Genomic DNA, 12,787 nt, shown 5'->3' with positions numbered 1-12,787 from the left:
TGTCCTCGTGGTTTATAGGTTTCCGCGCGATTCCTGCTCACGCTCGATGGCCTCGAAGAGCGCCTTGAAGTTGCCCTTGCCGAAGCCGCGGGCACCCTTGCGCTGGATAATCTCGAAAAAGAGGGTGGGGCGGTCGACGATGGGCTTGGTGAAGATCTGCAGCAGGTAGCCCTCGTCGTCGCGGTCTACCAGAATGCCCAGCTCGGCCAGTTTGTCCACCGGCTCCTCGATGCTGCCGACGCGTTCCTCCAAAGCCTCGTAGTAGGTGGTGGGAATGGAGAGAAACTCAAGACCCCGCTCCTTCAGAACGGAGACCGTCTCGATAATGTCGCCGGTCAGCAGGGCGATATGCTGCACGCCGGGTCCCTCGTAGAAATCGAGGTACTCCTCGATCTGCGATTTTTTCTTGCCCTCGGCGGGTTCATTGATGGGAAACTTGATCATGCCCCGTCCTCCTGCCATCACCTTCGACATGAGAGCGGAGTACTCCGTGGAGATGTCCTTGTCGTCGAAGTGTATATACTGGGTGAAGCCCATCACGTCGCGGTAGAAGTCCACCCATTCGTTCATCTTGCCCAGCTGCACGTTGCCCACGCAGTGGTCGACGAACTGCACCCCGCAGGGATCTACGTCATACAGGGGCTCTTTGGCCTTGAAGCCGGGCATGAAGACGCCGTCGTAATCCCGCCGGCTGATGAGGGAGTGAATGGTGTCGCCGTAGGTGCCGATGGCGGCCCGTCGGAGGGTGCCGTGTTCGTCCTCCATGTCGTGGGGCTCCTGCACGCTTTCGGCCCCGCGTTTCACCGACTCGCGGTAGGCGCGGTCCACGTCCTCCACGTGCATGGCGATGTCGCGTACCCCGTCGCCGTGGCGCGCCACGTGGGAGGCGATGGGAGAATCGGAGCGGAGCGCCCCTGTGAGCACCAGGCGGATGTTGCCCTGCTCGAGGTAGTAAGAGACGCGGTCCCGCACCCCCGTTTCCAGTCCGCTGTACCCGCTGAGCTGGAAACCGAAGACCGACTGGAAGAAATGGGCGGACTGCTTGGCGTTGCCTACCCACATCTCCACGTAATCTACGTCCTGCAGCCCCAGGTGGTCGTCAAATTCCTCTTCCACCGGGCGGTCAAGGGTGGCGGTCTCGTTGGCGTCTTTTTTCATAGGGAAACCCTCGCGAATTTGTAAATTCAAACCTTCTTTTTGGCAATATAGCGCCCTGCCCCTAACGCTTCAAATTCCAATTTGGCCTGAAGGCAGTTGAGGCCCGGGTTTACTCGTGCCGAGGTCCGGACTTGTGAATTTTGCCCGCCCTCTCTATGTTAAGAGACTGGAATTGAAACCAACCGCCCAGCCATGGACCAAGACAAGCTCAACGAGGCGTTCCAGGAGCGCATCGACAACGGCGAAAAAATCGAACCCAAGGATGCCATGCCGGACCGCTACCGGCAGCAGCTGATCCGGATGATGTCGCAGCACGCGCACTCGGAAATTGTAGGCATGCTGCCCGAGGGCAACTGGATTACCCGCGCCCCCTCCCTCAAGCGCAAGCTGGTGCTGCTCTCCAAGGTGCAGGACGAGGCGGGCCACGGACTCTACCTTTACAGCGCCACCGAAACGCTGGGCATCAGCCGTGATGAGATGGTGGACCAGCTGCTCACCGGCAAGGCCAAGTATTCCAGCATTTTCAACTACCCCACCCTCTCCTGGGCTGACATCGCCGTGATCGGCTGGCTGGTGGACGGCGCCGCCATCATCAACCAGACCATGCTGGCCCGCAGCTCCTACGGACCCTACTCGCGCGCCATGATCCGCATCTGCAAGGAGGAAAGTTTTCACAAGAAGCAGGGCTACGAGATGGTGGCTACCATGGCCGGCGGCACGCCCGAACAGCAGGAGATGATCCAGGATGCGGTGAACCGCTGGTGGTGGCCCACGCTGATGATGTTCGGTCCCCACGACGACGACTCCCCCAACAGCGCGGAACTGATCAAATGGGGCGTGAAGTCCAAAACCAACGACGAACTGCGCCAGAGTTTTGTGGACCGGAGCGTCGCGGAGGCCCGCGCCGTGGAAATTGAAATACCCGATCCCGACCTGGAATACAACGAGGAGACCGGCCACTGGGAGTTCGGCGAGATTGACTGGGAGGAGTTCTGGAATGTGGTCCGCGGCAACGGCCCCATGAACCGCGAGCGAATGAAGTCGCGCCGCCAGGCCAACGAAAACGGCCGCTGGGTGCGCGAGGCCGCCGATGAATACGCCCGAAAACAGCGCCTGCGCAAGGAGAAAGCATCATGAGCGAAGACAACGGAACCTCCCCCGAAGACACCCAATGGCCCCTCTGGGAAGTATTTACCCAGCCCGGCAACGGCAAGCCGCACGAGCATGCCGGGAGCCTGCACGCCCCTGACGCCGAAATGGCCCTGCAGAATGCGCGGGACGTCTACGCGCGGCGCAACGAGGGCGTCAACATCTGGGTGGTACCCTCCGAGCAGATTACCGCCTCAAGCCCGGAGGACGAGGGCCCCTTCTTCGACCCGGCCAACGACAAGCCCTACCGCCACCCGCAGTTCTACAACGTACCCCGAGCCGTAAAGAAACGATCATGAGCACTGCCGAAACCCTGACGCGGGAAGAAGCCCTCTTCACCTACCTGCTGCGGCTGGCGGACGACCGGCTGATCCTGGGCCACCGGTTATCGGAGTGGTGCGGGCACGGTCCCATCCTGGAGGAGGACATCGCCCTGGCCAATATTGCCCTGGACTGCATCGGACACGCCTCCCACCTGTACGAGTACGCCGCGGAGCTGGAGGGCGAGGGGCGTGGCAAAGACGACATCGTCTATTTCCGCAACGACGTGGACTACGTTAACCTCAAGATGGTGGAGCTGCCTCGGGGAGATTTCGGATTCACCATGGCGCGGCAGTTTCTGTTCAGCGCCTGGAGCTACCTGCTCTATGACGGGCTGCGGGAGGCGGAGGACGAGCAGTTCGCCGGGATGGCCGACAAACATTTCAAGGAGATTAAATACCACCTGCGGCACAGCCGCGAATGGGTGCTGCGGCTGGGTGACGGCACCGAAGAGAGCCACCGCCGCGTGCAGGAGGCCTTCGACGAGCTGTGGACCTACACGGGCGAGCTTTTTGCCGGGGACGAGGTAGAGGAGCTGCTGGCCGGGGAGAACCTGGCAGTAGAACCCGCGGCGCTGAAGGAGCGCTGGGAGGAAATCGTTTCAGGCGTGCTGGAGGAGGCCACCCTGGAACATCCCGACCCCGATCAGTACATGGCCGAAGGGGGACGCCGGGGACGTCACACCGAACACCTGGGACCCCTGCTGGCCGAAATGCAGCACCTGCGCCGCTCCTATCCCGACGCCGACTGGGAGTAGGGAGATATAGCAGGACCTGACCTGTAGTCTCCGAAGAAGGTTGGTTCGAGCCTCACGATCTTTATAGCACCCTAATACCTTGATATGATTAATTTTGTTAGTAAAAAAACCTCATGACCTTTGATAATAGGAATGGATTGACTAGATTTAGTAACATTTAATCCGCATAGCCGGTAGGCCGGCATTAAAAATTGCCGCCGTGATCTGTCCATGCAGGTTGCGGCGGTTTTTTTATCAAGAGAGAAAATGAAGAGTAAGATTGCCGTCCTAATAGATGGTGGTTTTTTCGTTCACCGCTTTAAAGTATTGAACAAAGGAGCTCCTCCTGGCATCAAAGATATGCATCCATTCCTGGAGGATTTGATGCGGAGAATCCATGAAGCCAACAGCCACACCTCAAGCACTCTATTTCGAACATTCTATTATGACTGCAGGCCATATGGACATACGGTAACCGATCCTTCCGGAAAGAAGATAAACTATTCGAATACGCCCCTATTTAAAGCCGTCACTCAATTTCACAATGATCTCAGAGTCTTTCCCAGGTTAGCTTTAAGACTGGGTGACCTATCTTTTGACGGTTGGAAATTATCCCCCTTCGGAACCGACAAACCTCCTGCACCTGATTTCAAACAGAAATCGGTGGATATGAAAATTGGATTGGATATTGCTTGGATGTCCAGCAATAGAACAATAGATCAGATAGTTCTGGTGACCGGTGACAGCGATTTCATATCACCCATGAAATTCGCTCGCAGGGAAGGAATACTCGTCTATTTATACACCATGGGTGAAAAGAGAATCAAACTGCAACTGAAGGAACATTGCGATATTCTGTTATGAGCGGCTTTCAGAATCCACCCCCTCCACCCCGGCCACCTTCAGGCAGATCATCAGGGAAAGGCCGTAACCCAGGTGCATGAGCAGTCCCGCCAGGAGCACCAGCCCGGGCACCCAGGTGTCCAGGTAGAGAATGCCGAAGGAGTCGCCGCCCGCCAGGGAGACCAGGGGCGATACCACCAGGGCGGAGAGCAGGGAGATGAGCACCCCGTATATCACGCCCTGCAAGGCCCAACCGCCGGGCGTGCGCTGCTGCAGGAAGGCCACCCATATCAGCGCCAGAATGATCCCGAAACCATAGTAGGCCGTATTACCCATTAGCAGCGAGTAGGGATTGCCCTCGTGCACGTGGTTGAAGGTCTGGGTCAGAAAGTGTCCCACGTCAATTACAGGCAGCCCCACCCCGCCCTGCAGAAAGGCGATCATGGTCATGACAAAGGTGGCGATGAGACCTGAAATAACCGTACGCCAGAAATTGCCGGAAGATATCATGGTATCCCTCACATATTTTGTTTGCGTCCCCTGTTATACTCCGTCAACAATATAACAGACTGCGGGAAACCTTCCATGTAGGGGTCTCCCCGGTATTTGTTATTTTGAACGGGCTGCCGGGCTGGACTGAAGGACTTTGCGGCACGAAACGGCCGGGGCCGGCATGCCGACAGGCACGATCTCAGCCCAAGATCCGTTTAAACAAACCCATGAGCGCTACGACCGCCACATACTCCAGAGAGCAGATATGGGACTTCCTGCGGGAGGTTCACGATCCCGAGATCCCCGTGCTCAACATTGTGGAGATGGGCATCGCCCGGGGCGTTGAGATCAAGGACGGCCACGTCACGATCCGCATCACCCCCACCTACTCCGGCTGCCCCGCCATGGTGGCCATCGAGCAGGAAGTGCAGAAGAAACTTGCCGGAGAAGGCCTGGATGATTTCGAGGTGGTCAAGGATTTCAAGGAGACCTGGACCACCGACTGGATGACCGAGGAGGCTCAGCGCAAGCTCAAGGAGTACGGCATCGCCCCGCCGGGCAAGACATCCCCTGACGACGATTTCCTGGAGAGCCTCAAAAACTCCAAGGTGGTACCCTGCCCCTACTGCGACTCCCTGGAGACGGAGCTGCAGAGCGAATTCGGCTCCACGGCCTGCAAGGCGCAGTATTACTGCCGCGACTGCGATGAACCCTTTGAGCACTTCAAGTGCATCTGACAGCGGCCTCCTTCCCTTTGTACCCCTCCCGCCCAGCAACTATTTTCCAGTCAGTCTGAAGGCTGAACCAACTTCGCATTTAACCAAAACTTCCCCGCCATGGCCCAATACATCCGGACCGACCTCAGCGGCGGCGTGCTCACCGTCACGCTGGACCGCCCCGACAAGTTAAACGCCTTTATCGCACCTATGTCGGCCGAGCTGCAGGAGGCCCTGAAGCGCGCCGCCGAGGAGGATGACATACGCTGCATGCTTCTGACGGGCAGCGGGCGCGCCTTCTGCGCCGGACAGGACCTGCCCGAGGTGGTAGAGCGTGAAAAGGAGGAGCCTAACTACGAGCTGGCCCAGACCGTCCGGGAGAGCTACAACCCGGTCATCCGGGGCATCCGCCACCTGGAAAAGCCCGTGGTCTGCGCGGTGAACGGCACGGCGGCCGGGGCGGGCGCCAACATGGCCTTCGCCTGCGACATCGTATTCGCCTCCTCCGAAGCCTCCTTCGTGCAGTCCTTCAGCAAGATCGGGCTCATCCCCGACAGCGGGGGGACCTTCCTGCTGCCGCGGCTGGTGGGCCTGCAGCGCGCCAACATGCTCTACATGCTGGACGAAAAGATCTCCGCCGGCCGGGCCGTGGAGATGGGACTGGCCTACCGGGCCGTAGAGCCGGACAAGCTGATGGAGGAGGCGAAGGCCACCTCTGCCAAGCTAGCCTCCCTGCCCACCCGCGGATTCGGGCTCTACAAACGCGCCGTCAACCGCTCCTTCGGTCAGACGCTGGACGAGCACCTGGAGCTGGAGGCCGAGCTGCAGAGCGAGGCGGGCGAGACACACGACTACAAGGAGGGCGTGCAGGCTTTCCTGGAGAAGCGGAAGCCGGAGTACACGGGGCGGTAAGAACTCACCGTATAAGACGGGAGACCGATTCGAAAGGGGTATTCTTCAAGCCATTTACCAATTTACGATCACTGGTATATAAGAGGGTGCCGAACTCGATGGCAAGCGCCAGATAGCAGGCATCATACAACGTAATAGGTATGGTACTTGCCAGTTCGAATGCAAATGCATCAATCCGTATACGTAAGGGATGCTTGCACGGCAGTCTGCCCGCATCCGTTTCGTTTATGGCAATCGCCTCATCGAGATCCAGGTAATTCATTCTTACCCTTTTGGTGAGAACCGCATGCATTTCCCGGAATATCAAGTCAGGCGCTATGAATGAGGTCAGCTCATCAAGAATGCGAAGCGCTTCCTCCGTTCCCTCCTCCTTCAGAAACCATTTCAAGGCCACGGAGGCATCGATCACGACATCATTCATCGCTCCCGGTCCTCACGAATATCCTTCGTGCTGTCTGGAAATTTCCGCCCCTCTGCTTTATACTTTTCAATAGACTCGCGCGCCATTCGCCGCACCTCTTCAATATCCGGACCCGCATGCCGTTCAAGCAAGAGTTTCAACTCCTGTTGCAGGGACCGGTTGTTGGTATCTGCGATTTTCTTAAGCTTTTCGAGAATTTCTTCATCAATATTCCGAATCAGCACGTCTTTTGCCATGGTCAAAGGAATTGGTTTCTGTGATATCATAATGATAGCCATAAAATCCCTCACAGGCAAAGCCAAAGTTACAGGTTCACATGCCCTTTAATTGGCTTTAGATCTGAAATCGTTATTTTCAGATGCTGAATTTCCAACGCAATACCTACAGGCATGAGCAAACGAACGGTCGGCGTCGTCGGAGCGGGAACCATGGGAACGGGCATCGCCCAGGTGGCCTCCACCTTCGGGCACAGGGTGCTGCTCTACGACGCCTACACCGAGCAGCTGGAGTCCTCCGAGGAGTCCCTGCGCAGCATCCTGCAGCGGCAGGTAGAGAAGGAGCGCATGAGCCAGGAAGAAGTGGACGGCATCATGGACCGCATCACCTTTACGGAAGACCTGACCGGCTTTGGCGACTGCGGGTTGGCCATTGAGGCGGTGGTGGAGGACCTGGAAGTCAAAAAGGATGTCTTCCGCCGCCTGGAGGGGATCGTCCCCCGTGACGCCATCCTGGCCACCAACACCTCCTCCCTGTCGATAGCCGCCATCTCCTCGGCCCTCAAGAAGCCGCATCGATTCCTGGGCATCCACTTTTTCAACCCCGCACCGCTCATGCCGCTGGTGGAGATCGTACCGGGCATCTCCACCGATGAGGAAACGGTCACGGAGGCCCGCGCGCTCATCGACGGATGGGAAAAGACCACCGTCCGCGCCAAAGACACTCCCGGCTTTATCGTGAACCGGGTAGCCCGCCCCTTTTACGGGGAGGCGCTGCGCCTGCTGGAGGAGGGCGTGGCCGACGCCCCCACCATTGACTGGGCCATGAAGGAGATCGGCGGCTTCCGCATGGGACCCTTCGAGCTGATGGACTTCATAGGCCACGATGTGAACTACAAGGTAACCGAGACCGTCTTCGAAGCCTTTTTCTACGATCCCCGCTTCAAGCCCTCCTTCACGCAGAAACGCATGGTGGAGGCCGGCTACCTGGGCAAGAAGTCAGGCAAGGGTTTTTATGAGTACGGAGAGGACGCCGACAATCCGGAACCGGAAAAGAACGAGAAGCTGGGCCAGGCCATCGTCGACCGCATTCTGGCCATGCTCATCAACGAGGCGGCCGACGCGGTGTTCATGAACGTGGCCACGGTGGCAGACGTGGACCTGGCCATGACCAAGGGGGTGAACTATCCCAAGGGCCTGCTGAAGTGGGCCGACGAGATCGGCCTGAAGGAGGTGCTCGACCGCCTCACCGCCCTGCAGGTGGAGTACCGCGAGGACCGCTACCGCCCCAATCCCCTGCTCAAACGCAAGGTGCGCAACGAAGAGAATTTTTACGGCTGACCCGCCGCAGGCCGGAGACGCCAAACACCACCCTTATGGATCCACAGGAACTCGCCGAAAAGGTCGTCCGCAAGATGATGGACGACGACGCCTTCAGCCGCTGGCTGGAGATCGAGGTGGCGGAAATAGCCCCCGGGCGCTCGGTGCTGGAAATGACGGTTACCGAAACCATGACCAACGGCTTCGGGGTCACCCACGGGGGCGTCACCTTTTCGCTGGCCGACAGTGCCCTCGCCTTCGCCTCCAACAGCTACGGACGGGTGGCCGTGGCCCTGGAGAATAACATCTCCTACGTGCGCCGGGTTAACGAAGGCGACCGCCTGACGGCCGAGGCCACCGAGCTGAGCCTGGGCCGGCGCATAGCCGTCTACGAAATCACGGTGACCAACCAGGAGGACCGCAAGGTGGCCCTCTTCCGGGGCACCGTCTTCCGGACGCAGGACCACCATTTCCCAAGATGATTGAATCCGCGAGACTACAAGACGTCCTAGACGTCTAACGTAGTCATAGAACTCTAAAACGTCAGTAGACTTATGGAAGCATACATCGTTGACGCCATCCGAACTCCCATCGCCAAATTTCGCGGCGCTCTCTCCCCCATCCGGGCGGATGACCTGGCCGCCATGACCATTCGCAAACTAATGGAGCGCAACCAATCTGTTGATCCCAAGGCGGTAGAGGACGTGATCTTCGGCTGCGCCAACCAGGCCGGAGAGGACAACCGCAACGTGGCCCGCATGGCCGCCCTGCTGGCGGGCCTGCCCACCTCGGTGCCCGGGGAGACGGTGAACCGTCTCTGCGCCTCGGGCATGAGCAGCGCCGTGCACGCCTACCGCGCCATCAAGGCGGGCGAGGGACGCCTCTTTGTCACCGGCGGCATGGAGCATATGACCCGCGGACCCATGGTGCTGGGCAAGGGCGCCGCGCCGTGGTCCGGCACCAACGAGATGCACGACACGTCATTTGGGTGGCGATTTGTCAATCCTACAATGGACGAGCAGTACGGCAGCGAAGCCATGGGCGAGACGGCCGAGAACATCGTCGAGCAGTTCGGCATCAGCCGCAAAGACGCCGACCGCTTCGCGGCGTGGTCCCAGCAGAAGGCCGGCGCCGCCATTGAGAGCGGCCGCATGGCCAAAGAGATCATGCCGGTGGAGATCCCGCAGCGCAAGGGCGATCCCGTGACCTTCGACACCGACGAGTTCGTGCGTCCCAATACCACAGCCGAGATCCTGTCCAAGCTCAGCCCGGCCTTCCGTGAGGGCGGCACGGTGACCGCAGGCAACGCCAGCGGACTGAACGACGGTTCCTGCGCCATGCTGGTGGCCGGCGAGCGGGCCCTGGAGGACTTCGGGCTGGAGCCCATGACCCGCATCGTGGCCACCGCTGTGGTGGGCGTGGAGCCGCGCATCATGGGTATGGGACCCGTGGGCGCATCCCGAAAAGCTCTCGACCGCGCCGGGCTGGAGATGGACGACATGGACGTGATCGAGCTCAACGAGGCTTTCGCCGCCCAGAGCTTGGCGGTGTTAAGGGAGCTGGACATCAACGATGACGACGAGCGGGTGAATCCCAACGGCGGCGCCATCGCCCTGGGACACCCCCTGGGCATGTCGGGCGCTCGCCTGCTTCAGACCGCCTCCCTGGAACTGAAAGAAACCGGTAGCCAATACGCGCTCTGCACACTCTGCGTGGGCGTGGGACAGGGCATGGCCGTCGTCCTGGAGGCCTGCTAGCCGAAAGCCGTGCGCGGTAAGCCAAACCAAAAGTGAGCATTCATGGCCATTTATGAATTTGAGGGATACCGCCCGGTGGTCCACGAGAGCGCCTTCGTGCATCCGCAGGCTGCCGTCACCGGCGACGTGGTCATCGGCCGGGACGTTTACATCGCCCCCGGCGCCGCCATCCGGGGCGACTGGGGAAGGATAGAAATTGCCGACGGCTGCAACGTGCAGGAGAACTGCACCATCCACATGTTCCCCGGTGTGACCGTCGTGTTGGAAGAGCATGCGCATATAGGACACGGTGCGGTCATACACGGGGCGCATATAGGACGCAACTGCCTGGTGGGCATGAACGCCGTAGTCATGGACCGCGTAACGCTGGGCGCAGAATCGATCGTGGGCGCCCTTTCTTTTGTGAGGGAAGGCATGGATATTCCATCCCGCAGCCTGCTGGTCGGCAACCCGGCGGAGATTGTCAGGGAGGTGAGCGACGAGATGATCCGCTGGAAGTCGGATGGTACCGCCCTCTACCGAAAACTGCCCGGCCAGCTCCACGGCAGCCTCCGCGAATGCAAGCCCCTGCGCGAGGAACCGGACGAACGCCCCGATCGGTCCGCCGACTACGAGACCTGGGGAAATCGAAAGAAATAAACCACATTCTAGCAGATCCGTTATGAAGGTACAAAGCTACGCCCAAGGCCAGTGGATAGACAAGGGAACCGAGCGGGATCTCGCCAGCGCCGTCTCCGGCGATCCGGTGGCCACGCTCGTGGAGGCGGACCTGGACTACAAGGGGATGTGCGAGTACGCCCGCGGGGTCGGGGGACCCAATCTGCGCAATCTCTCCATCCACGACCGCGCCTTCCGCATCAAGTTCATGGCCAAGTACCTGCTGGAGCGCAAGGAGAAGTACTACGAGGTCTCCTCCCACACCGGGGCCACGCGCCGCGACTCCTGGATCGACATCGAGGGGGGCATCCTGACGGCCTTCGGCATCTCCAGCAAGTCGCGCAGGGAACTGTCGGACAAGCCCTGGCACGTGGAGGGCTCCCAGGAGCGCCTCTCGCGTGAAGGAACCTTCGTCGGGCAGCACGTCTGCGTGCCGCGCCGCGGGGTGGCCGTGCACATCAACGCCTTTAACTTCCCCGTCTGGGGCATGCTGGAGAAGATGGCGCCGGCCATTATCGCGGGAATGCCGGTGATCGTGAAACCCTCCCCCGTCGGATCCTACCTGGCCTGCGAGGTCTTCCGCGACATCCTGGCCTCGGGCTACCTGCCGGAGGGCGCCGTGCAGTTTATCGCGGCGGACAAGCCGGGCGACCTGCTCGACCACCTCAACTCGCAGGACGTGGTGGCCTTCACCGGCTCTGCCGAAACCGGGAAAAAGCTGAAAGCCCATCCCAACATCGTGGCCAACAGCGTGCGCTTCAACCTGGAGGCCGATTCGCTGAACTGTTCCATCCTGGGTCCGGACGTGACGCCGGATATGCCCGAATTCGATTACTTTATCCGCGAGGTTGCCCAGGAGATGACCGTCAAGACGGGACAGAAGTGCACCGCCATCCGCCGCACCATCGTGCCGGCCGGGCGCGTGGAGGAAGTCGTCGAAGCGCTGAAAGAGCGCCTCGAGCAGGCCACCGTAGGCGACCCGACCGATAAAGAGACGAAAATGGGTCCCCTGGCCAGCACTCTCCAGGCCGAGCGCTTCGAGGAGCAGATGCAGAAGCTGACCGAGGTGACCGATACGGTCTACGGCAACGGTGCTCATGAAGGCGCCTTCGCCGGTTCCCGCGTACTGCTCTGCCACCAGCCCATGCAGGTTGACCAGATCCACACCCTGGAGGCCTTCGGTCCCATGACCACCGTGATGCCCTACGAAAGCACGGAGGAGGCCATCGCGCTGGCCAACAAGGCAGACGGCTCCCTGGTGGGCTCGCTCTTTACGGCCGACGACGAGGTGGCCCGTGAGGTTACCATGGGATGCGCCCCCTACCACGGCCGCTTCATGGTGATCAACCGCGACAGCGCGGAGGAATCCACCGGACACGGCTCGCCCATCGCCTCGCTGGTGCACGGGGGACCCGGCCGCGCGGGCGGCGGGGAGGAGCTGGGGGGCTCGCGCGCCGTGCTGCACTACATGCAGCGGGTGGCCCTGCAGGGCTCGCCCACCACCCTGATGAACGTCACCGGACAGTACATCAAGGGGGCCGAAACCCGGGAGTCTGACAAACACCCCTTCCGGAAATACTTCGAGGAGCTGGAGACCGGCGAGTCGCTCACCACCCACCGGCGCACCGTCACCGAGGCCGATATTGTGAACTTCGGCGCGGTGAGCGGAGACCATTTCTACGCGCATTTCGACGAGATCGCCGCCAAAGACTCCCTCTTCGAAGAGCGGGTGGCCCACGGCTACTTTGTGCTCTCGGCGGCGGCCGGCATGTTCGTGGATCCCAGGCCCGGACCCGTGCTGCTGAACTACGGGCTGGAGAACCTGCGTTTCCTGGCGCCGGTCAAGCCCGGCGACACCATCCAGGCCAAGCTGATCCTCAAGCACAAGAAGGTGCGCCAGAAGCGCGAGCAGGACAAGTACCCCTTCGGGGTGGTCTACTGGGACGTGGAGGTCACCAACCAGGAGGAGGAAATGGTGGCCGATTACACCATCCTGACGCTGGTCAAACGCAGGGAGACCCTCGATATTGATATTTTCACCGACGAAGAGGAGTAGGCTCGCCACCGGCCGCGCCGCCTCCCTCCTCCCA

15 protein-coding genes are annotated in these 12,787 nt (G+C 60.3%); 11 read left to right on the top strand and 4 right to left on the bottom strand.

Features of this window, described 5'->3' with window-relative positions; translation table 11 throughout:
• Nucleotides 1-12: 12 nt before the first annotated feature.
• Nucleotides 13-1,158, bottom strand: coding sequence for a 4-hydroxyphenylpyruvate dioxygenase (hppD, locus tag U5K31_02020; protein ID MDZ7771504.1), 1,146 nt, complete (start codon nucleotides 1,156-1,158; stop codon nucleotides 13-15).
• Between the two features lie 192 nt (nucleotides 1,159-1,350).
• Between hppD and paaA the strand changes: the two genes are divergently transcribed.
• The 4 genes from paaA to U5K31_02000 all read left to right on the top strand — a co-directional run bounded on the left by paaA (nucleotide 1,351) and on the right by U5K31_02000 (nucleotide 4,228).
• Nucleotides 1,351-2,295 carry a 1,2-phenylacetyl-CoA epoxidase subunit PaaA gene (paaA, locus tag U5K31_02015; GenBank protein ID MDZ7771503.1) on the top strand — a complete coding sequence of 315 codons (945 nt, stop codon included), beginning with the start codon at nucleotides 1,351-1,353 and terminating at the stop codon, nucleotides 2,293-2,295.
• Nucleotides 2,292-2,606 (top strand): 1,2-phenylacetyl-CoA epoxidase subunit PaaB, encoded by a 315-nt coding sequence (paaB, locus tag U5K31_02010; protein ID MDZ7771502.1) that lies wholly within the window; start codon nucleotides 2,292-2,294, stop codon nucleotides 2,604-2,606. The genes paaA and paaB overlap by 4 nt, the downstream gene beginning before the upstream one ends.
• Complete coding sequence (paaC, locus tag U5K31_02005; protein ID MDZ7771501.1) at nucleotides 2,603-3,385, top strand: 1,2-phenylacetyl-CoA epoxidase subunit PaaC; 783 nt, start codon at nucleotides 2,603-2,605, stop codon at nucleotides 3,383-3,385. The genes paaB and paaC overlap by 4 nt, the downstream gene beginning before the upstream one ends.
• A gap of 210 nt (nucleotides 3,386-3,595) precedes the next feature.
• Complete coding sequence (locus U5K31_02000; GenBank protein ID MDZ7771500.1) at nucleotides 3,596-4,228, top strand: NYN domain-containing protein; 633 nt, start codon at nucleotides 3,596-3,598, stop codon at nucleotides 4,226-4,228.
• Here the strand turns inward: U5K31_02000 and U5K31_01995 are convergent.
• Entirely contained in the window at nucleotides 4,223-4,717 is a 495-nt protein-coding gene (locus U5K31_01995) for a hypothetical protein (protein ID MDZ7771499.1), read from the bottom strand. The genes U5K31_02000 and U5K31_01995 overlap by 6 nt on opposite strands.
• A gap of 209 nt (nucleotides 4,718-4,926) precedes the next feature.
• On the opposite strand from U5K31_01995, the gene paaD reads away from it, so the two are divergent.
• Both paaD and U5K31_01985 read left to right on the top strand, forming a co-directional pair.
• On the top strand, nucleotides 4,927-5,436 hold the full coding sequence (paaD, locus tag U5K31_01990; GenBank protein ID MDZ7771498.1) for a 1,2-phenylacetyl-CoA epoxidase subunit PaaD: 510 nt from the start codon (nucleotides 4,927-4,929) through the stop codon (nucleotides 5,434-5,436).
• 99 nt (nucleotides 5,437-5,535) lie between these two features.
• Nucleotides 5,536-6,327: an enoyl-CoA hydratase-related protein gene (locus U5K31_01985; GenBank protein ID MDZ7771497.1), complete on the top strand. Its 792-nt coding sequence runs from the start codon at nucleotides 5,536-5,538 to the stop codon at nucleotides 6,325-6,327.
• Between the two features lie 4 nt (nucleotides 6,328-6,331).
• Here U5K31_01985 and U5K31_01980 read toward each other — a convergent pair whose 3' ends face one another.
• Nucleotides 6,332-6,736, bottom strand: a complete 405-nt coding sequence (locus U5K31_01980) for a type II toxin-antitoxin system VapC family toxin (protein ID MDZ7771496.1) — start codon at nucleotides 6,734-6,736, stop codon at nucleotides 6,332-6,334.
• An 8-nt stretch (nucleotides 6,737-6,744) separates the two neighbouring features.
• A complete protein-coding gene (locus tag U5K31_01975) occupies nucleotides 6,745-6,984 on the bottom strand; it encodes a hypothetical protein (protein ID MDZ7771495.1) in 240 nt (79 codons plus the stop codon).
• 153 nt (nucleotides 6,985-7,137) lie between these two features.
• On the opposite strand from U5K31_01975, the gene U5K31_01970 reads away from it, so the two are divergent.
• From U5K31_01970 to paaZ, 5 genes are all read left to right on the top strand, one after another.
• Nucleotides 7,138-8,304, top strand: coding sequence for a 3-hydroxyacyl-CoA dehydrogenase NAD-binding domain-containing protein (locus U5K31_01970; protein MDZ7771494.1), 1,167 nt, complete (start codon nucleotides 7,138-7,140; stop codon nucleotides 8,302-8,304).
• Between the two features lie 35 nt (nucleotides 8,305-8,339).
• The gene (gene paaI / locus U5K31_01965; GenBank protein MDZ7771493.1) at nucleotides 8,340-8,765 is read left to right on the top strand and encodes a hydroxyphenylacetyl-CoA thioesterase PaaI; all 426 of its coding nucleotides are present in this window, start codon (nucleotides 8,340-8,342) and stop codon (nucleotides 8,763-8,765) included.
• 72 nt (nucleotides 8,766-8,837) lie between these two features.
• Complete coding sequence (gene pcaF, locus U5K31_01960) at nucleotides 8,838-10,040, top strand: 3-oxoadipyl-CoA thiolase (protein MDZ7771492.1); 1,203 nt, start codon at nucleotides 8,838-8,840, stop codon at nucleotides 10,038-10,040.
• Between the two features lie 42 nt (nucleotides 10,041-10,082).
• Nucleotides 10,083-10,679: a transferase hexapeptide repeat family protein gene (locus U5K31_01955; GenBank protein MDZ7771491.1), complete on the top strand. Its 597-nt coding sequence runs from the start codon at nucleotides 10,083-10,085 to the stop codon at nucleotides 10,677-10,679.
• A 22-nt stretch (nucleotides 10,680-10,701) separates the two neighbouring features.
• Complete coding sequence (gene paaZ, locus U5K31_01950) at nucleotides 10,702-12,753, top strand: phenylacetic acid degradation bifunctional protein PaaZ (GenBank protein ID MDZ7771490.1); 2,052 nt, start codon at nucleotides 10,702-10,704, stop codon at nucleotides 12,751-12,753.
• Nucleotides 12,754-12,787 lie beyond the last annotated feature (34 nt).

Source organism: Balneolaceae bacterium (assembly GCA_034521445.1).
Lineage (GTDB): Bacteria > Bacteroidota > Rhodothermia > Balneolales > Balneolaceae > JAXHMM01.
This window is presented reverse-complemented; position numbering and strand designations above follow the sequence as displayed.